The sequence below is a fragment of the Bosea sp. 124 genome (assembly GCF_003046175.1).
GTDB lineage: Bacteria > Pseudomonadota > Alphaproteobacteria > Rhizobiales > Beijerinckiaceae > Allobosea.
This window is the reverse complement of record NZ_PZZM01000001.1, coordinates 4,125,439-4,145,033: the sequence shown is the minus strand read 5'-3', so window position 1 is coordinate 4,145,033 and position 19,595 is coordinate 4,125,439. Positions and strand designations below refer to the sequence as shown.

Annotated in this window: 18 protein-coding genes; 9 read left to right on the top strand and 9 right to left on the bottom strand. The window is 66.5% G+C overall.

The features are described from left to right. Positions 1–13: 13 nt before the first annotated feature. The 6 genes from C8D03_RS19655 to C8D03_RS19630 form a co-directional block, all read right to left on the bottom strand. Entirely contained in the window at positions 14–583 is a 570-nt protein-coding gene (locus C8D03_RS19655) for an RBBP9/YdeN family alpha/beta hydrolase (protein ID WP_108048915.1), read from the bottom strand. A gap of 10 nt (positions 584–593) precedes the next feature. After that, positions 594–1,340, bottom strand: a complete 747-nt coding sequence (locus C8D03_RS19650) for a metallophosphoesterase family protein (protein ID WP_108048913.1) — start codon at positions 1,338–1,340, stop codon at positions 594–596. Between the two features lie 6 nt (positions 1,341–1,346). Continuing rightward, a complete protein-coding gene (gene purB, locus C8D03_RS19645) occupies positions 1,347–2,654 on the bottom strand; it encodes an adenylosuccinate lyase (protein WP_108048911.1) in 1,308 nt (435 codons plus the stop codon). Positions 2,655–2,796: 142 nt separating this feature from the next. After that, positions 2,797–3,480 (bottom strand): ribulose-phosphate 3-epimerase, encoded by a 684-nt coding sequence (gene rpe, locus C8D03_RS19640; RefSeq protein ID WP_108048909.1) that lies wholly within the window; start codon positions 3,478–3,480, stop codon positions 2,797–2,799. Between the two features lie 75 nt (positions 3,481–3,555). Then, the gene (locus C8D03_RS19635) at positions 3,556–4,233 is read right to left on the bottom strand and encodes a glutathione S-transferase family protein (RefSeq protein WP_108048907.1); all 678 of its coding nucleotides are present in this window, start codon (positions 4,231–4,233) and stop codon (positions 3,556–3,558) included. Positions 4,234–4,280: 47 nt separating this feature from the next. Then, positions 4,281–5,261 (bottom strand): hypothetical protein, encoded by a 981-nt coding sequence (locus tag C8D03_RS19630; RefSeq protein WP_108048905.1) that lies wholly within the window; start codon positions 5,259–5,261, stop codon positions 4,281–4,283. A 258-nt stretch (positions 5,262–5,519) separates the two neighbouring features. On the opposite strand from C8D03_RS19630, the gene C8D03_RS19625 reads away from it, so the two are divergent. The 3 genes from C8D03_RS19625 to C8D03_RS19615 all read left to right on the top strand — a co-directional run bounded on the left by C8D03_RS19625 (position 5,520) and on the right by C8D03_RS19615 (position 9,110). Continuing rightward, positions 5,520–6,770 (top strand): NAD(P)/FAD-dependent oxidoreductase, encoded by a 1,251-nt coding sequence (locus tag C8D03_RS19625; protein ID WP_108048903.1) that lies wholly within the window; start codon positions 5,520–5,522, stop codon positions 6,768–6,770. A gap of 205 nt (positions 6,771–6,975) precedes the next feature. Further along, positions 6,976–8,115: a dipeptidase gene (locus C8D03_RS19620; RefSeq protein ID WP_108048901.1), complete on the top strand. Its 1,140-nt coding sequence runs from the start codon at positions 6,976–6,978 to the stop codon at positions 8,113–8,115. A gap of 185 nt (positions 8,116–8,300) precedes the next feature. Further along, on the top strand, positions 8,301–9,110 hold the full coding sequence (locus tag C8D03_RS19615) for an RNA methyltransferase (RefSeq protein WP_108048898.1): 810 nt from the start codon (positions 8,301–8,303) through the stop codon (positions 9,108–9,110). Between the two features lie 84 nt (positions 9,111–9,194). On the opposite strand, the gene C8D03_RS19610 is transcribed toward C8D03_RS19615, so the two are convergent. Beyond that, a complete protein-coding gene (locus C8D03_RS19610) occupies positions 9,195–9,635 on the bottom strand; it encodes a helix-turn-helix domain-containing protein (protein ID WP_108048896.1) in 441 nt (146 codons plus the stop codon). Positions 9,636–9,704: 69 nt separating this feature from the next. On the opposite strand from C8D03_RS19610, the gene C8D03_RS19605 reads away from it, so the two are divergent. Next, a complete protein-coding gene (locus C8D03_RS19605) occupies positions 9,705–10,955 on the top strand; it encodes an MFS transporter (protein WP_108048894.1) in 1,251 nt (416 codons plus the stop codon). 156 nt (positions 10,956–11,111) lie between these two features. Here C8D03_RS19605 and C8D03_RS19600 read toward each other — a convergent pair whose 3' ends face one another. Then, entirely contained in the window at positions 11,112–13,394 is a 2,283-nt protein-coding gene (locus C8D03_RS19600) for a TonB-dependent hemoglobin/transferrin/lactoferrin family receptor (protein WP_181301109.1), read from the bottom strand. Positions 13,395–13,777: 383 nt separating this feature from the next. Here C8D03_RS19600 and C8D03_RS19595 point away from each other — a divergent pair, with 383 nt between their 5' ends. Then, entirely contained in the window at positions 13,778–15,055 is a 1,278-nt protein-coding gene (locus C8D03_RS19595) for a flavin monoamine oxidase family protein (protein ID WP_248308540.1), read from the top strand. Between the two features lie 12 nt (positions 15,056–15,067). Here the strand turns inward: C8D03_RS19595 and C8D03_RS19590 are convergent, their stop codons facing one another. Beyond that, positions 15,068–15,994, bottom strand: coding sequence for a bifunctional helix-turn-helix transcriptional regulator/GNAT family N-acetyltransferase (locus tag C8D03_RS19590; RefSeq protein ID WP_108048887.1), 927 nt, complete (start codon positions 15,992–15,994; stop codon positions 15,068–15,070). 144 nt (positions 15,995–16,138) lie between these two features. On the opposite strand from C8D03_RS19590, the gene murI reads away from it, so the two are divergent. From murI to C8D03_RS19570, 4 genes are all read left to right on the top strand, one after another. After that, positions 16,139–17,008: a glutamate racemase gene (gene murI, locus C8D03_RS19585; protein WP_108048884.1), complete on the top strand. Its 870-nt coding sequence runs from the start codon at positions 16,139–16,141 to the stop codon at positions 17,006–17,008. Positions 17,009–17,132: 124 nt separating this feature from the next. Continuing rightward, positions 17,133–17,663, top strand: coding sequence for a flavin reductase family protein (locus C8D03_RS19580; protein ID WP_108048882.1), 531 nt, complete (start codon positions 17,133–17,135; stop codon positions 17,661–17,663). Positions 17,664–17,991: 328 nt separating this feature from the next. Further along, complete coding sequence (rpsD, locus tag C8D03_RS19575) at positions 17,992–18,609, top strand: 30S ribosomal protein S4 (protein ID WP_108048880.1); 618 nt, start codon at positions 17,992–17,994, stop codon at positions 18,607–18,609. A 295-nt stretch (positions 18,610–18,904) separates the two neighbouring features. Beyond that, entirely contained in the window at positions 18,905–19,594 is a 690-nt protein-coding gene (locus C8D03_RS19570; protein ID WP_108048878.1) for a hypothetical protein, read from the top strand. Position 19,595: the final 1 nt, after the last annotated feature.

The following is a 19,595-nucleotide window of genomic DNA, read 5'->3' as shown; positions in this document are numbered from 1 at the left end:
CCCGTCCTTGAATCTATCTCTGCGGAACCGCCGTCAAGCTCCTGAGAAAGCCCGCGAAACGCAGCAGGCCGTCAGGCCAGGGGCCGTGTCCGGACTCAGCGTTGATGTGGCCGCTCTCGCCCGCATCGACGAACTCCGCGCCCCAGACCTCGGCCAGTTCCTGCGCCTCTTGCAGCGTGCAATAGGGATCGTCGGTGCTGGCGATCAGCACGCTGCGGAACGGCAGGAGCTCGCGCCGGTGAGGAATGAAATCCGTTGCCATGCCGGGAACCGCAGCCTTGGCCCGCTCGGAGGCCGGCGCGACCAGAAACGCACCCGCGACCTCGCCCGGCTTGAGATGTTCCGCCGCATGCGCGACCGCGCTAACTCCAGCCGAATGCGCAACCAGAACGACCGGCCGCGTCGATGCGCGAACCGCATGAATGATGCGCTCCGCCCAGACCGGGCGCGAGGGCTTGTACCAATCCTCCTGCTCGACCAACCGCGCCGTCGACAGCTTGGTCACCCAGCGGCTCTGCCAATGATCGGGACCCGAACCGGACCAGCCGGGGATGATGAGGATGTCGGTGTCGGAGGTTTTCATCGGCAATCAGTCAGTCGGGCTTCAGGGCAAGGCCGGTCGAAAGAGCATGGGCCCAGTCCCGGCGCCCCCGCGCGAGGGCAAGGTCAGCGGCAGCGTGCCAGTCGTAACGTAGTGCGACGAAGAAAAATCGCCAGCCCGCGCGGCAGCGTTCCGCAATGCCGTAACGTGCATGCGGGCCCTCAGCCTGCATGACATGCGGCTCGGGCGCGACATCGTCATAGGCGGGCTGTCCGACGCTGCCCGGGTTGAAGACGCAGCGCCCGTCGAGAAGCTCCATCGCGCGCGCGACATGCGAATGCCCGCACAGGATCAGGCTCGCCTCGATACCCGCGAGATCGGCCGCCACCGCCGTCACGGGCCGGGCCTCGGAGCGCCCTCCCCGGACCTGCTCCGTCAGATAGGTGTTGTCGTCTCCCGGTGTCGCATGGAACAGGGCGACATCCTCCGCCGCCCTTGCCGAGAACGGCAGCGAGCGCAGCCAGGCGAAATGCCGCGGCTCCATCTCCTCGGCCGCCGCCCTGTCCGACGCGCCGAGTTGATCGAGCGACCGCTCGATCAGATAGCGGTCATGATTGCCGCGCACCGTCAGCCAGTCCCTGGACATCAGCAGATCAGCTGTCTCGCGCGCCTTCAGCGGACCCGAGAGCAGGTCGCCAAGATTGACGACCAGATCAGGCCGCGTGCGTTCGAGATCCTCGACCACGGCCTGGAGCGCATCGAAATTGCCGTGGATATCGGCGATGACCGCGATGCGCATCCAGCATCAAGCCTCGCCAAACACCCGCGCGAAGATCGTGTCGACATGCTTGAAGTGGTAGCCCTCGTCGAACATCGCCTCGAGCTCGGCGTCCGACAGCTTCGCTGTGACGTCCTTGTCTTTCTTGAGGTTGGTCAAGAAGTCCTCGCCATGCTCCCAGGTCCGCATCGCGTTGCGCTGGACCATGGAATAGCTTTCCTCGCGGCTGGCTCCGGCCTGCGTCAGGGCCAGCAGGACGCGCTGGGAATTGTGCAGGCCACCGAGCTTGTCGAGGTTCCGGCGCATGTTCTGCGGATAGATCAGCAGCTTGTCGACGACGCCGGTCAGCCGTGCCAGCGCGAAATCGAGCGTCACCGTGGCGTCCGGCCCGATCATGCGCTCGACCGAAGAATGCGAGATATCACGCTCGTGCCAGAGCGCGACGTTCTCCAGCGCCGGCACGACCATGCCGCGCACGAGGCGGGCGAGCCCGGTCAGGTTCTCGGTCAGCACCGGGTTGCGCTTGTGCGGCATCGCCGACGAGCCCTTCTGGCCCGGCGAGAAGAACTCCTCCGCCTCATAGACCTCGGTACGCTGCAGATGCCGGATTTCGGTCGCCAACCGCTCGACGCTGGAGGCGACGACGCCCAGCGTGGCGAAATACATCGCATGCCGGTCGCGCGGGATGACCTGCGTCGAGACCGGCTCAACGCTCAGCCCCATCTTCTCGGCGACATAGGCTTCGACGCTCGGGTCGATATTGGCGAAGGTGCCGACGGCGCCCGAAATCGCGCAGGTCGCGATCTCGGCGCGGGCCGCCACAAGCCGCAGCCTGCAGCGATCGAACTCGGCATAGGCCTGGGCGAGCTTGAGCCCGAAGGTCACCGGTTCGGCATGGATGCCATGCGAACGGCCGATCGTCGGCGTCAGCTTGTGCTCGAAAGCGCGGCGCCGGATCGCCGCCAGAAGCGCATCGACATCGGCGATAAGGATATCGGTCGCACGCGCGAGCTGCACCGACAGCGTCGTGTCGAGGATGTCCGAGGAGGTCATGCCCTGATGGACGAAGCGCGCCTCGGGGCCGACGATTTCGGCCAGATGCGTCAGGAAGGCAATGACGTCATGCTTGGTGACGCGCTCGATCTCGTCGATGCGCGCGACATCGAAGGTCGCGTCCTTGGCCTTGGCCCAGATCGTCGCGGCGGCCTCCTTCGGCACCACGCCGAGTTCGGCGAGCTTGTCGGTGGCATGCGCCTCGATCTCGAACCAGATCCGGAAGCGGGTCTGCGGCTCCCAGATGGCGACCATCTCGGGGCGGGAATAGCGAGGGATCATCGGATGCCTTTCAGAGAATGCGCGCCGTCATCCCGGACCAGCCGCGAAGCGGCGCCGATCCGGGATCCATCGAAGGGCGCGGCCCTGTGATGGATTCCGGGTCTACGCTTCGCTCCGCCCGGAATGACGGAGCCTTTTCAAGTCAAACCCACGCGCCGCGCGCGGCTTCGGCCGCCTTGCGGATCGCGGCAATATTGCCTGCATAGGCGGCAGGCCCGCCCTTGAATACCGCTGAACCCGCGACGAAGACATCGGCACCGGCTTTCGCCGCCAAGGGCGCGGTGTCCACCGTCGCTCCGCCGTCGATCTCCAGCGAAATCGGCCGCTCGCCGATCAGCGCCCTGACCTGGGCGATCTTCGGCAACACGGAATGAATGAAGCTCTGCCCGCCGAAACCGGGATTGACGGTCATCAGCAGGATCAGGTCGAGATCGTCGAGCAGCGGCTCGACGAGGCCAGCCGGCGTGCCGGGATTGAGGACGATTCCCGCCTTCTTGCCCTGCCCCCGGATCGCCTGCAGCGTCCGGTGCGGATGCGGGCCCGCCTCGACATGAAAGGAGATCAGGTCGGCGCCGGCCTTGGCGAACGCCTCGACGTAAGGGTCGACCGGCGCGATCATCAGATGCACGTCGAAGAACTTTTTCGTGTGCGGACGGATCGCCTTCAGCACATCGGGCCCGAAGGTGATGTTCGGCACGAAATGCCCGTCCATCACGTCGCAATGGATCCAGTCGGCACCGGCTTCGTCGATGGCGCGGACCTCCTCGCCGAGCGTCGAGAAGTCGGCCGAGAGGATGGACGGGGCGATGCGGATGGGAGCGCTCATGCCGGCGGTTTAATCCATCGGCAGGCAAAGGGAAATGCGGATTTCGGCCGGCGGCCACGCAAATCCGGGGCCGTCTCAGCGCATGGCGACGGGGACCGAGAGACGTCGGTCGGCCTCGGCGACCTCGGCTGCCGCGAGAGCGAAGGCGGGCCGCTCCAGCAGCCGCGCAAACCAGCCCGAGAGATCGCGATAGGGCTGAAACGAAGGCCCGCCCAGCCGCCGGCCAAACAGCAGCCCCATGAACAGCGCGATATCGGCCGCCGACAGCATCGGCCCGAAGAATTCCCGCCCGGCCAGCCTCTCGTCCAGACCGGCGTGATGGCCCGCCAGCACCTCCTCGGCGATCAGCGCATCGGCATCTTCCGCCGCCCGCCGGGCCGGATCGGCCGCACGCGGACCGGTCCGGTGCATCAGCGGCCTCAGCGCCTGCAGCAGGATCTCGTCGGCGAAGAGCTCGTCGAGCCGGCAGCGCGCCCGCTCGGCCGGCGTCACCGGATAGAGCGGTATCCGCGGATAGGCCTCGTCGAGATATTCGACGATTACGGTCGAATCGTAGAGCACGAGCCCGTCATCGGTCATGACCGGCACCTGGCCCTTCGGATTGAGCGCCAAGACCTCGGGATGCCTCGGGTCGTAGCCGGTCGTCTGGCTGAACGGCACCATCACCCGCTCGAACGGCAGGGCTTTCTCCCGCAACCCGATCTCGACTTTACGGGCAAAGAGGCTCAGCGGGCCGGAATACAGCGTGATCATGACGGGCCTCCTGCGGCGTTGCCCGCTGAAGCTCGCAAGTCGCGCCGTCAGGCCCCGTCAGCAGCCGCCTCGTCGCGGCGGATCCGGCCAGCCATCCCGCTCAGCAGCCATGGCATCAGGTAGATCGGAAACTGCGCCAGCGCGAAGAACAGGAAGGTCGAGGGCGGCACGCCGGCGCCGAGCGCCGCGACGATCATGCCCATATTGCGCTGCCCCGCGCCGTAGCCGACCATGAAGCGCTCGGAGCGGCGCAGGAAGCGCAGCGCGAGATAGCTCGCCACCAGCCCGATGACCGAGACGCCGAAGACGCAAGCGAGGAAGCCCGCGACCCGCCGCGGATCGTCGAGCGCCGCCCGCGTGACCCCGTCCATCGCCGCAATCGCGAAGGTGAAATACATCAGCACTCCGAAGCCATCGAGATTGGCTTTCATCCCCTTGATGCGTCCCGTGCCGAGCCACAGACGCAGGATGGCTGCGGCCGCCATGCCACCGCCCACGAACAGCAGAAGCCGCAGGGTCAGGACCCAGCGGTCGAGCGGCACGGCCGCACCGGCCAGAAGCTCGACCAGCATCGGCGCGACGACGGGGCTCGCGATGGTGGTGACGATCACCCCGGCGATGATCAGCGAGGGCTCGAAGCCATAGAGGATCGCGACCGCCGGCGAGGACATGATTGGCGGCGCCGCCGCCAGGATGGCGAGGCCGAGCAGCAGGCCGGGGTCGAGCGCGTCCCGCCCCAGGACCAGGAACGCGCCGCCGATCACGATCACGGGCGCTCCCACCATCCACAGGCAGGTCAAGATCAGCTTGCCCGGACGGCGCAGCAGGCCGGCGATAATGCCGAGATCGGCCCGCATGAAGACGATGGTAGTGAAGCAGAAGATCGTCACCGGCAGCAGCGGCCGCGCCGCCGCCGAGAATTGCGGCAGCGCCAGGCCGAGGAAGATCGAGAGCGCGAACCCCTGCGTGCCGTGACGCCCGAGCCAGGCAAGGCCCGCGGCCAGTGAAGCGGCGATACGCGTGAGCATGGAGGTCCGACTCGTCCCGACAGGAGGCCGACACTGGCCGATCGGGACTGTTGCGTCACCCACCTTCGCCACAGCCCCGCCCTGCGCCGCAGGAAATTGCGCCTGTACGGCGCTTTGCCGGCTCCGCGGCAGGCTGATGCTCGTCATGGCGCAAATCTTGCGAAACTTTTGCTCGGACGACGCAAAGATACGCCGCGACGCTGACAAACCGGCGCAAACGGCTATTTTCGCAGGGTTGGGGCTGTCAGGAGTGGGTCAATGCGGACGGATACGATCGTTCTCGGCGCGGGCATCGTCGGTATTTCCGTGGCGCTTCACCTGCAGAAAGCGGGCCGCTCGGTCCTGCTCGTCGACAAGCGCGGTCCCGGCGAGGAGACGAGCTACGGCAATGCCGGGCTGATCCAGCGCGAGGGTGTCTACCCCTACGGCTTCCCGCATGATTTCGGGGCGCTCATCCGCTACGCGATGAACAACACCATCGACGCGCATTACCACTGGAGCGCGATCCCAAAGCTCGCGCCCTTCCTGTTCTCCTACTGGATGCATTCGCGCGCCTCCCAGCACGAGGCGATCGCCCGGAAATACGCCACCCTGATCGAGCATTGCGTCAGCGAGCACGATGCCCTCGCGGAAGAGGCCGGTGCGACCGCGCTGCTGCGCCGCAAGGGCTGGATGAAGGTCTTCCGCACCGCGGCCCAGCAGGATTTGCGTCTGGCGGAGGCCGCGCGCTGGAACCGGGATTTCGGCCTGAACTACAAGGCGCTCGATATGGCGACGCTGCGCGCCGAGGAGCCGCATCTCGACCATGGCAGCCTGGTCGGCGGCCTGCACTGGACCGATCCGGTGACTGTGATCGACCCGCTCGGCCTCTCGAAGGCTTATGTCGCGCTGTTCGAGCAGCTCGGCGGCAAGCTCGCGCTGGGCGATGCCGGCACGCTGGTCCAGGAAGGCGGCGACTGGAGCGTCACACTCGCGGACGGCACCAGGGCGCAGGCGAAGGATGCCATCGTCGCACTCGGCCCCTGGGCCGACGTGCTGACGGGCAAGCTCGGTTACCGCCTGCCGCTGGCGGTCAAGCGCGGCTACCACATGCACTACAAGGCGCAGGGCAACGCCGTCCTGAACCATCCGGTGCTCGACACCGAGCGCGGCTATTTCCTGGCACCGATGCAGCAGGGCATCCGCCTGACGACCGGCGCCGAATTCGCCGACCGCGACGCCCCCCCGACCCCCGTCCAGCTCCAGCGCGCCGAGCCGATCGCCCGCACGCTCTTCCCGCTCGGCGAGCGGGTCGATCCCGAGCCCTGGCTCGGCCGTCGCCCCTGCACGCCGGACATGATGCCGATCATCGGCCCCGCGCCGAAGCACAAGGGCCTGTGGTTCTCCTTCGGCCACGCCCATCACGGCCTGACGCTGGCGGCCGTCACCGGCCGGATGATCGCGGAGATGGTGACGGGCCAGAAGGTCTTCGTCGATCCGACCCCGTTCGCTCCGGCGCGGTTCGGTTGACGAGACGACGCACGGCCGGGCGCACGCCGTCATGCTCGCCCTTGTGGTGAGCACCCACGTCTCGAACACCGCACTCGCCAACCGAAGACGTGGATGGTCGGGACAAGCCCGACCATGACGGCAGAGGCGCCCTGCGCCACGCCCCCTCGCCTCTCCTGGTGCAACCTGCGACGATCCGCTCCCGATTCCCGCCGAGACACCCGCCATGGCCCTCGCCAAACCGCCCGTTCAGGACAACGCCTATGCCGCGGCGCTGGCCCTCCTCGACCGTGCCCCGCTGATCGACGGGCATAACGACCTGCCCTATGTCATCCGGCTGAGCCGCGAGGCGAAAGGCGATGTCGGCGCCTACGACCTGACGAAAATCCACGCCGAGGGCGACACCGACATCCCGCGCATGCAGGCCGGCAAGCTCGCCGGCCAATTCTTCGCGGCCTATGTCCCGCCCAAGCATCCGAAGCCCGCCGGCTTCGCGCTCGCCCAGATCGCGCTGATGCGGGACATTCTCAGGCGCCATGCCGACGCCTTCCGTCCCGGCCTCAGCGCCGACGACGTCATGACCGCCAAGGCCGAAGGGCGCATCGCGCTGTTCATGACGATCGAGAACGGCACCGCCCTCGACAACGAGATCGACGCGCTCGACGCCTATTACGATCTCGGCATCCGGCTGATGACGCTCTGCCACAACGACAGCCATGACTGGTGCGATTCCGCCACCGACGCACCGCGGCATGACGGGCTCACCGCCTTCGGCAAGGAGGTGATCCGCCGCATGAACAGGCTCGGCATGGTGGTCGACCTCGCCCATGTCTCGCCGAAGGTGATGCACGACACGCTCGACGTGACCAGCGCGCCCGTGGTCTGGTCGCATTCCAACGCGTTTTCGCTGTGCGACCACCCGCGCAACGTCCCCGACGACGTGCTCGACCGGGTCGCCGGCAATGGCGGCGTCGTGATGGCGACCTTCGTGCCGGACTTTATCAGCCAGTCCTCGCGCGACTGGCATCGACCGGCCAAGGACAGGTACGGCAAGACGCCGGACGGGCTCGATCATGAGAAGGCCGAGGCCGAGATCGCCCGCAAGGCCGGACCGCGGCCGAAGGCAACGCTGCCGCAATATTGCGACCATCTCGACTACCTCGCCCAGCGCATCGGCCACGACCATGTCGGCATCGGCTCGGACTTCTTCGGCTGGATCAATCCCGATGGCCTCGAGGACACCTCGGTCTTCCCGGCCCTGGTCGCCGAACTGATCCGGCGCGGCTGGTCTGAAGCCGATCTGGAAAAGCTCGCCGGCAGCAACACGCTGCGCGTCATGCGGGCGGTGGAAAAGGCGGCGGGCTGACAAAACGTCAGCCTGTCATGGTCGGGCTTGTCCCGACCATCCACGTCTTCGCTTGTCGCGTGCGGCGTTCGAGACGTGGATGCTCGGCACAAGGCCGAGCATGACGAAGAGGATTGCTTGACCGAACCGGCGTTTCCAGCGATTGCGCGCAAGGTTCGCCTCGCAAACAAGTGAAACCCAATTCCATGCCCGGTTCCGGCACCGACCGCACCCGCCCCCCTGTCGAGGCCCCCGCCCCGGTCGTCATCCTGGTCGAACCGCAGATGGCCGAGAACATCGGCATGTGCGCCCGCGCCATGGCCAATTTCGGCCTCTCCGAAATGCGCCTCGTCGCCCCGCGCGACGGCTGGCCGACCGGCGGCGGCCTGAAGAAGGGCGCGACCTCGGCGGCCTCGGGCGCGACCCACATCCTGGAGAATGCGCGGCTTTACGCGAGCGCAGCCGAGGCCATCGCCGATCTCAACCACGTGCTGGCCACCACCGCCCGGGAACGTGGCCAGATGAAGCGCGTCGTGACCCCGGCCGAGGCGATGCCGCCCATCGCGCAGCGCATCGGTGCGGGCGAACGCGTTGGCATCCTGTTCGGGCGCGAGCGCATCGGCCTGACCAATGAGGAAATCTCGTTCGCCGATGCGATCCTGACCTTTCCAGTCAATCCGGCCTTCGCCTCGCTCAATCTCGCCCAGGCCGTGCTGCTGGCGGGCTATGAATGGTTCAAGGCGACCGGCGGCGAACCGCCCTTTCGCGAGAACAACGTCTCGCCCCCCGCGACACGCGCGACCGTGCTGTCGATGTTCGACTATGTCGAGACCGAACTCGACATCTGCGGTTTCTTCCCGCCCGGCAAGAAGCACGTCATGACCGCCAATCTGCGCGATATCCTGCACCGGCTGGAGATGACCGAGCAGGAAGCCCGCACGCTGCGCGGCGTATTCAAGTCGCTGACAGAGGGCCCGCGGCGGCTGCGCGTGCCGAAGCCGGTCGAGGGGGAGTGACGAAAGCGGCCACCTGTCGCGGGTGGCTCGTTTCGGCCGGGTGTCGCGCGGCTCTCCTTTCGCGCTTGCGGTCATCACGTTGCTTCAGGTTCGGGCGGGTCTTTTCAGCCCGTTCTTCTTAGCCCGCGCCACGCTGTGCTGACCGGCGGCCTCCAGAAGGCGCCTGAAGGTCGGGCATTCCATATGCGTCGGCGCCGGGCAATCCGCGACATGGCGCAAGGTGTCGCGGAGCGCCGTCAACTCGCCGATCTGCCGGTCGAGCAGGTCGGCCTTCTCATGCAACAACATGCGCGGCAGGTCCGGCGCGCCGTTCTTGCCGAACATCCCCGCAATCTCGCCGAGCGAGAAGCCGGCTGTCTGCCCCATCGCGATCAGCTTGAGCTGCAACAGCACCTCGACCGGAAACTGGCGACGCAGGCCGTGGCGGAAGACCGAGGAGATCAAGCCGATCTCCTCATAGTAGCGCAAGGCCGAAGGGCGAATTCCGGCCCTGGCAGAGACCTCTCCGATATCGAGAAAAATCATGCTTGACCTCAAGTTGACTTGAATTCGTACGCTGCCCTCACACAACTTTTCAAGCAAGAGGGCAATGACATGGAACAAGCGGAATCACCCGCATCGAGGCGGATGAAGCGAGGCACGTCGACGACATTGGCGCTGTCGATGCTGCTGGCGTCGCTCGGCACCAGTATCGCCAATATCGCCCTGCCGACTCTCGCCGAGGCATTCCTGGCGCCGTTCCACCATGTTCAGTGGGTCGTCATCGCCTATCTGGCGGCCTTGACCGTCTCCGTCGTCTTTGTCGGGCGGCTTGGTGACATCCATGGGCTGAGGCGCATGCACCTTGCGGGTCTCGCATTGTTTGCCGTTTCATCCTTGCTCTGCGGTCTCGCGCCGAACCTCTGGCTTCTGGTCGGCGCAAGGGCACTTCAGGGCGTCGGCGCTGCGTTTCTGATGACCTTGTCCATGGCCCTGATGCGGGAGACCGCGAGCGAGGCGCGGATCGGGCGGGCGATGGGCATGCTCGGCACGGTGTCGGCGCTCGGAACAGCGCTTGGTCCCTCGCTCGGCGGCGTGCTGGTCACGGCAGCCGGCTGGCGGGGAATCTTTCTGATCCAGGTTCCGATGGCGGTGTTCGCGCTGCTCCTCGCCTTCGCGTCGCTGCCGCGCGACGCGGGCAAGGCGCGCGTTCGGACGGCGAGTGTCCTGACGATGCCGAGCCATGATCTTCAGCTCAATCTCTTGCTCAATCTTCTCGTCGCGGCCGTGATGATGACGACGCTGGTGGTTGGCCCCTTCTATCTGGGCTTCGGTCTCGGTTTGAAGGAAGCGCTGGTCGGCCTGGTGATGTCGATCGGCCCGGCCATCTCGATTGCCAGCGGCGTGCCATCCGGCCGGATCGTCGATGCGTGGGGCGCGCGGCGGGTTCTCGCGATCGGCCTGGCCATGCTCGCCACCGGCTCGTTTCTTCTGTCGATCCTGCCCAATACGCTCGGTGTCGCCGGCTATGTTCTGGCAATTATCGTCCTGACACCGGGCTACCAGCTCTTTCAGGCCGCAAACAACACCGTCGTCCTGGCGGATGTTTCCCAAGGCCAGCGTGGCACGGTCTCCGGCATGCTGAGCCTGTCGCGCAATATTGGCCTGATCCTGGGCGCATCCGCGATGAGCGCCGTCTTCGCTTTCGCAGTCGGAACCGGCGACTTCGGGCAGGCTTCCCGCATGGCCATTGCCGGCGGGATGCGGCTGACCTTCCTGCTGGCCGGCGGGCTGATGCTGGTCGCCTTCTGGATTGCCGTGAGGCATTCGACTGCGACGGCCTCAAGGCAGGTGGATTCAGGCTGATCGGCGCAAGATGCCTGACACCTGCGCGCGGCGGACCGCTCTCTTTCCACCCGGCCGAACTGCGTTTCTGGGGGCAATTGGCCGCTCCCCTCGCCTCCAACGAAAAGGCCGGCCCCGAAGGGCCGGCCAGCAGGTCGGGTCTCGAAACGCGGCCTGTCAGAACTGGTACTTCATGGTCGCCTTCACGGTGCGGCCGGGCTCGCTGTAATAGTCGCGCGCCTGGGCGAGGACGCCGGTCGGCACGTTGACCGCGTCGAAATACTTGCGGTCGAAGATGTTGTAGACGCCGATCTGGAATTCGAGATCAGCGATCTGCGGCATCGGCTTCCACCAGGCCGAGGCATTGAAGATCGCATAGCCCGGCGCCTTGAAGCCCTGCGCCGTGCCAGTGGTCGCGGCGACGTCGTCACGAGCAGCAGCCAGCTTGGTCGAAACCTCCGCGCCCCAGCGCTCCGTGCCATAGGCGATCGCGATGATGCCCTGCATCGGCGGGATCGAGTTCAGGAAGGTATCGTTGTCCTTGTTCTTGCCGCGGGTATAGGCAAACGAGCCACGCGCCAGCCAGTTCGGTGCAAAGGCGTATTGCAGGTTCGCCTCGAAGCCCTGGATCTCGGCACGCGCGACGTTCTGCGGACCCTGGATACCGCCCTGCGGGTAGAGACCGCCCGGTGCCTGAATCTGTATGGTGTCGATGAAGTTGCGATAGTCCGTGTGGAAATAGGTCACCGAGCCGCCGAACGCCTTGTCGCCGAAGCGCAGGCCGACGTCGATGCCGTTGCTGGTCTCAGGCCTCAGGGTCGGATCACCGATGCGCAGATACGTCCCCACGCCGCCAAAGCGGCCGTAGAGCTCGCTGGCCGTCGGAGCCCGGAAGCCCTTCGACCACTGCGCGAAGGCGGTGACGTCCTTCACGTAAGGTGCGTTCTTGAGGATGTCGTATTCGAGCCGGACGCGCGGCGACCAGGCGGAATCGCTGGAGGACGGCGGCAGGCCGACCGGGGCCGAACCGCCATTGGTGTAGGCCGGGGTATTCTGCGGCGTCTCCTCATACCAGTCGAAGCGAACGCCCGGCGTCACGCGCAGGCGGTTGTCCAGCATACCGATCTCGTCATGCAGGTAGAAGCCGACGGCCCTGCCGTCGATCTTCGGCTGGTCGGCCTGGTTGGTGTGCAGGTTGTTGCAGGTCGTAAACGCGCCGGTGAAGGGGGCGCCGCCGGCCGGCCGGGGCGGGCAGTTGTCGATGCCTTTCGAATACTGCTCCAGCTCCGTCATGCGCAGTTCCGTGCCCAGCGTGATGCCATGCGAGAACATGCCGGTGTTGAAGTTCTTCACGATATGGCCGTTGAAGCCATAAGCGTCCTGCTCGTTCTGGTTGTCGCGGACATAGGGCCCGACGATGCTGGTATAGCGCCAGGCGTTGACCAGCGCGTTGCGCTTGACGTTCTGCCAGTAGAGCGTCGCATGCGCCTCGTCGATGAAGGCGCCGGGCAGCTTGAAGTCATAGGACAGCGAAACGCGCTTGCGCTCGACATCCTCGCCCTGCTCGTAGGAACCGGGCCGGAAATTGCCGGTCGGTGACACGGTCGAGGTCAGCGTCTGGATCTTGTCCTCACGCTTGAAGAGTTCGGCCGTCAGGCCGAAGCGATGCACCTCGTCGACATAATGGTGGATCTTGCCGAGGAAGCCGTACTGGTTGAAATCGACCGGATTCGGCTCTGTCCGGGTGGCGCCGATGCTGTTGACCTTGCCCCTGTTGTCGATTTCTCCGCCGTTACGGAAGCTGCCCTGCAACAGGAAATAGGTCTGCTGAAGCCGGGCTGCGACGGCGGCGCTGCCGAACCAGGCCTCGTCCGTGCTGTCGAAGCCTGTCTTGGCGAGCGCGCCGAAATTGCGGTCGCCCCTGATCAGGTCCTTGGGATCCAGCGTCCGCACTGCGAGCACGCCGCCGAGCGCACCGCTGCCGACGGTGGCAGAGCCGCTGCCGCCGCGCAGCAGGTCGAGCGTCGAGAGCGCATCGAAGTCGAAGGCGTTGGTCGAGCTGCGGTCGACACGCGTATCGGTCAGGAAGGGCTGGCGAATACCGTCGATCGTGGTCAGCACGCGGGCGCCGTCGAGGCCGCGAATGTTGATGGAGTTGTTCTGCCGGTTGAAGCTGATTCCGGCCTCGACGCGGTTGGCGAGATCGGTGACACTCTGGACCTGCTGACGATCGAGCTGCTCACGGGTCGTGCGGGTCGTGGTCGGGCCGGCGACCAGCGGCCTGCCGGCTTCGCCCTCACCCTCGACCGTGATCTGGTCGAGCACCACCGGAGCCTCCGCGGCCTGCACCGCCGGGGCGGGGCGGGTGCGGCTCTGTTGCTGCGCCAATGCCGGCGACGCCAGCAGAACCATCGTCAAAGCCCCGAGCGCGACGCCCTCGCGCAGCCTGCCAGAATGCATCCCCATCGCCTTAGCCACCCTTACCGGCGCAGCCGGCTCGCGCCGCCGCGTTTCAGAAGTTTAAAATGAATATAAACAAGGCCTTATACTCTCGAACAAGGCAATCATCCGTTATTGATCGACTTGACGACTGTCAATCGATTCGGAAACAAGAATATTACAATAGATATATTCTAATGAAGCTCTCTTGATCGGTTTATTCTAAGACAAGCACCGTTGCCCTTCGGCGGCAGCTTGCCAGCAGGCTCCCGATCTCGTGATCGCCGGCCATCCGCGACCCGTCACGTTCCTGTTGCAACGCGAAGGCACGGGTCCAACATGAAGGGCATCACGGGACCCTTGGCATGCTTGACCGCCGGACGATGTTGACAGGATCAGGGGCGATGGCGGCATCGCTGGCACTGCCGATGCACCACGCCCAGGCAACGGAAACGGATGTCATCGTCATCGGCGCTGGCGCGGCCGGGCTCGCCGCCGCGCATGACCTGAAGGCCGCCGGCCGCAAGGCCATCGTGCTTGAGGCGCGCAGCCGCATCGGCGGGCGCGCCTTCACCGACGCCTCGCTCGGCCCGGCCTACGATGCCGGCGCGATGTTCATCCATTGGGCCGAACGCAACCCATGGGTCCAGATCGCCCGCGACCTCGGCATCGAGACGCCGGGCGAATCCTGGGGCGGCGGATTCCGCGTCTTCGCCGACGGCCGGCCGATGACGGACGCCGACCGGCAGAAGCGGCGCGGCGCTTTCGGCCAGATCGACCGGCGGCTGGAAACGGTCGATCTGACCCGGCGCGATCTCTCGGTCAAGGAACTGCTCGGCGACCTCGGCCCGGACATGTCGCAGATTGCATCGTCCGGCCTGCTGCTCTCCATCGGCGAGGAATCGGACCGCATCTCCACACGCGATTATCAGCGCCTCTGGGCCGGCGACGATCTTGTCGTGCCCTCAGGCTACGGCAATCTCGTCTCCCGCCACGGGGCTGGCCTCGACATCCGCCTGAACCAGCCGGTCAGCGAGATCCGCTGGGACGGCCTGGACGTCGCGGTGACGACGCCGTCCGGCACGCTGCACGCCAATGCCTGCATCGTCACCGTTCCCGTCGGGGTGCTCAAGGCGGGCGCGATCCGTTTCACCCCCGCACTGCCGGCCCGCAACCGCAATGCGCTCGACGGTCTCGGCATGGGCGCGCTGACCAAGATCGCACTCCGGGTCGAGGGCGACCGCTTCGGTATTATACCGGGCACGAGCTTCCTCGAAGCCGGGTCGCCCAGCCGCCTGATGAATTTCGACCTGTTCCCGGACGACAAGGATCTCGTCATCGCCTACTGCGGCGGCGATCATGCCCGCGAACTCTCAGCCGCCGGTACCGAGGCCGCGCGGGCCCATGTCACCGAGCTGCTGGCGCAGATGATCGGTCCCAATATCCGCAAGGCGGTGACGGGCATCTCCTTCCCGGCCTGGTGGACCGACCCGTTCTCGCGCGGCTCCTATTCCGTCTGCCTGCCCGGCCGCGAGGCGGCGCGCGAGCGCCTGGCCGAGCCGATTGGCGGGCGCATCTTCATCGCCGGCGAGGCCACGGCCGGCGGCGGCGCGATGACGGTCGGCGGCGCGACGCTCGCAGGCCGTGCAGCGGCGGCGAAGGTGGCGCGGATCAAGGCCTGAGCTCGGCGCGCCTCAGAGCACGAGCTCCCAGTTCTGCCCGACGAGATCCTGCCCGAACGAGTGGTGCCTCTCCTCGGCGACGAGCCTGAATCCCTCCGCGACATAGATCGCGCGGGCCGCGTGCAGGATGTCGTTGGTCCAGAGCACCATGCGGCGATAGCCGGCGGATCGCGCGAAAGCGATCGCCTCGCGCACCAGCGCCTTGCCGAGCCCGAGTCCCCGGCCCGGCCGATCGACGATGACCATCCGCAGCTTCGCCGTCTCCTCGCTCTCCTGCACGACGAAGGCCGAGCCGACCGGCTGGCCCCCGAGATCGGCGATCAGGCTGAACTCCCGTCCCGGCTGGAAGTCGCGCAGGAATTGCGCCGCGATCTCGGCGACGAAGCCCTCGAAAGCGATATCCCAGCCATAATCCTCGGCATAGAGCCGGCCATGGGCCGAAATCACCCAGCCGATGTCGCCAGGACGATGCGGCCGGATCGTCGGCCGGGGCGCGTCGGCAGCCCCCCCGCCCTGAAGAAGCGCCTCGGCCTCGCCCAGCGCGGTGGTCAACCTGATGCGGCCTGCGGCATCGAGCTTCTGCAGCACCGCGGCGGCCTCCGCGTGCGAAGCCTCGTCCAGCGGCCTGAAGGCCTCCTGCCCCGCCCGCGTCAGGCGCAGGGACCGGGCGCGGCCATCCTCCCGGGAGCGCTCGGCCTCCAGCCAGCCGGACGCCGCGAACCGCTTCAGGATGCGCGACAGATAGGCGGCGTCGAGCCCCAATTCGCGCGCGAGCTCGCCGGCGAGCCAGCCGTCGCGCTGCGCCAGTTCGTAGAGCACCCGCGCCTCCGTCAGCGTGAAGCCGGAGCCGTGCAGGCTACTGCCCAACGCGCCGACGAAGCGAGTGTGGAAGCGGTTGAAGCGGCGCAGCGACGCCACGGCATGTTCGATCGTCGGCATGGGAAATCTCCTGCGGCAATCCTTCGACAAGATAATGGACGGAGTCAACTAAATAGAAAGCGCCTGCTTTACGCCATCTTGACGGTCCCTTAACCGGCCTCTGGCGCAATCGGTGCCTTCGTCACGCGGGCAGGCTCACAGCGCATGCAGGTCGATCTTCTGGCCGGAACGGCCTATCGCAGTGCCGGGCTGGCGCTGCGGACGCCCACCATCCTGGTCTTCGATTCAGGCCTCGGTGGCCTCACTGTGCTCTCGCGCACGATGCAGGCCCATGCCGGCGCCCATGTCGTCTACGCCGCCGACGATGCCGGCTTTCCCTATGGCAGGCTGCGCGAGAACGACCTCGTCGCGCGCGTCCTTTCGGTGATGGAGCGCCTGGTCGCGCGCTTCCACCCCGATCTCGTGGTCATCGCCTGCAACACCGCCTCGACGCTGGTTCTGCCGGCCTTGCGGGCCCGCTTCGCCATCCCCTTCGTCGGCACGGTGCCCGCCATCAAGCCGGCCGCAGCCGCGACGAGATCCGGCCTGATCTCGGTGCTGGCGACACCGGGCACGGTCGCGCGCGACTACACGCGCGGGCTGATCGAGAGCTATGCCGGGGGCTGCGAGGTCACGCTGGTCGGCTCGACGCGCCTCGCCGGCCTGGCCGAAGCGGCGCTCAAGGGCGATCCCGTGGACGATGACGCCATCCTGGCCGAGATCGGCCCCTGCTTCGTCGCGCGGGCCGGCACCCGCACCGATGTCGTCACTCTTTCCTGCACGCATTACCCGCTGCTGCTCGAGCGGTTGAAGCGCCTCGCGCCCTGGCCGGTCGACTGGATCGACCCTGCCCCGGCCATTGCGCGGCGGGTGACGCAGCTTCTGGGAGCACCCGCTCCCCAGACCGGCTCGGGCAGCAGCGAAGCGCTCGCGGTCTTCACCGGCGGCGTGGGCCTCACCGGCCCGCTGCGCATCGCGCTCGCCGGCTACGGCCTCGCGCAGGTCGTCATCGAGCCGATGCCGCTGGCCAGTTGAGGTTCCGGGAACGCATTGTTCTGGGTCAAGGGCAGGCGCCCGCCATCGGCTAGGATGAGCGGAGACAGCGGCCTTTGCCGCTGTGGAGTGGCCGTTGTCGCAACGCCCCGGAGCCGCGCCTCCCATGCAGGAATATCCGCTCGCCCAGGTCTATCAACTGCTCGAACCGGGGCCGGTTGTCCTGCTGACCACGGCCCTCAAGGGGTGCGTCAACGTCATGACCCTATCGTGGCACATGATGGTCGAGTTCACGCCGCCGCTCGTCGCCTGCGTCGTCAGCAGTGCCGATCACAGTTTTGCGGCCCTGCGCGCGACCAGGGAATGCGTCATCGCGATTCCCGCGCTGGACCTGGCTCCCAAGGTCGTCGCGATCGGCAATTGCTCGGGGCGCGACGTCGACAAGTTCGCGGAATTCGCGCTGACGCCGGTTCCGGCCGGCGAAGTGGCGGCGCCCCTGATCGCCGAGTGCTTCGCCAATCTCGAATGCAGGGTGGTCGATACGCGCCTCGTAAACCGCTATAATCTGTTCGTGCTCGAGGTGGTGAAGGCTTGGACCGATCCGGCCCGGGAGGAGCCCAGAACCATCCATCACCGCGGCTACGGCCGGTTCGTCGTCGACGGCGAGACGATCACCCTGGAATCGCGAATGCCCTGACCTCGCCCCGCAGCGCCGATGCCGCGGAGCCGATCCGGTGCCGCTCTCCGGACACGATCGGGTTTGACAAATCCCGCCCCGCATGGTTCTAGGCGTTCGTCGCGCGGGCCCAAAAGGCCCGCGTGGCTTTTTCCGCACCCGTGATCCACTCGTCAGAGCCGGATCTGTCGCCCCGGTGCATCGGTCCGAAAAGTGGATTCCACGTCTCGGTCAGAGCCGATGCAGAGAAAATGGCAGCTCGCCACTGACGCATCCGCAGGATGTGCGGCAGGCTGCCAGGGACAGGAGGGCGCGGTCCTCAACTCGCGAACTCAAGAGGACACGCGATATGTCGAAGCGCCATGAGGCGAAATACAAGATTGACCGCCGTCTCGGTCAGAACATCTGGGGCCGCCCGAAGTCCCCGGTCAACCGCCGCGAATACGGCCCCGGCCAGCACGGCCAGCGCCGCAAGGGCAAGCCGTCCGACTTCGGCACGCAGCTCCGCGCCAAGCAGAAGCTGAAGGGCTATTACGGCTCGATCTCCGAGAAGCAGTTCCGCCGCTACTACGCCGAGGCGATCCGCCTCAAGGGCGACTCGGGCGAGAACCTGATCGGCCTGCTCGAGCGCCGCCTCGACGCCGTGATCTACCGCGCCAAGTTCGTGCCGACGGTCTTCGCCGCCCGTCAGTTCGTCAACCACGGCCATGTCACGGTCAACGGCAAGCGCGTCAACATCGCGTCCTACCAGGTCAAGCCGGGCGACGTCGTCGCGATCAAGGAGAGCTCGCGCCAGCTCGCCATCGTGATCGAGTCGGCCCAGCTCGCCGAGCGCGACGTGCCGGACTATCTCGACACCGACCACAACAAGTCGACCGCCACCTTCACCCGCACGCCGACCCTGACGGACGTGCCCTATGCGGTGCAGATGGAACCGAACCTGGTCATCGAGTTCTACTCGCGCTGATCGGACGAACCGGGGCCGCAAGCCCCGTTCGCCCGCACCATTTCCGGGGGATGGCGAGAAATCGCCATCCCCCTTCGCTTTTCGCCGCACGGCTTTGCGGACGCATTTCCGGCCACGGCTGTTGAGCCTTTGCTCCGGCCCGCCTACGCTCCCTGGCGTGACAGCTATCCCTCCCGCTTGGGCGCATCTGCAGCCCGCATCGCTCAAGGCGCTCCTGGAGCCGCCCGGCAGGGTCCCGCAGGCTCTCCGGCTCACACCATACAATGTTCCCGTAGAGGCCGCCCTTCAGGTCCCCATGGTGATCGCCGCCAGGCTCCTGCTGGAGCTTGCCGTTGAGAAAGGCGGGCTCGTGCTGACCTCAGCCGGCGCGCTGAAGCGTGTCGATGTCCGGCATGTCTTCGACCGGACCGAATGGCCGGGCTACGACAGGGCCGACACGCTCGCGGTCATCAAGGTCATCAACGAGCACGACGCCTACGGGGTCCTCTTCACGAGGATCGCGCTGCAGGCTGCGGGGCTTTTGCGGAAACGCCTGGGTGTCCTGAAGGCGAGCAAGGCAGGCAAGGCGCTCTTGGCCCCTGAAGCGGCCCCTGCCCTGCTGGCTGAACTGTTTGAGGCGACCTTCTGGAAGGTCAACCTTCAGGACTTCGACAGGAACCCCATCGACTTCTGGCCGCAGCACCACATGGGCGTGATCCTTTGGAGCCTGTCGGTGGCGGCGCATCCTTGGTCCAAAGCTGACGACCTGATGTCGGCCTGTACGATCATGGAGACGCTGGACGAGGTGCCTGACAATGACCTCCCCGCATTCGCGATGATGTCGCGCGTCCTGCGACCCCTCACATGGTTGGGGGTTCTGGCGAGCCGGAAACAGATGCGGCGCTCCGGCTGGGGGCTCGATGAGGAGTTCCGGAAGGCCTCGCTGTTTGACCAGCTCGTGGAGTTTGAGGTGAAGATGAAGGGGGCAGAAGGGGCGTGGCATTGAC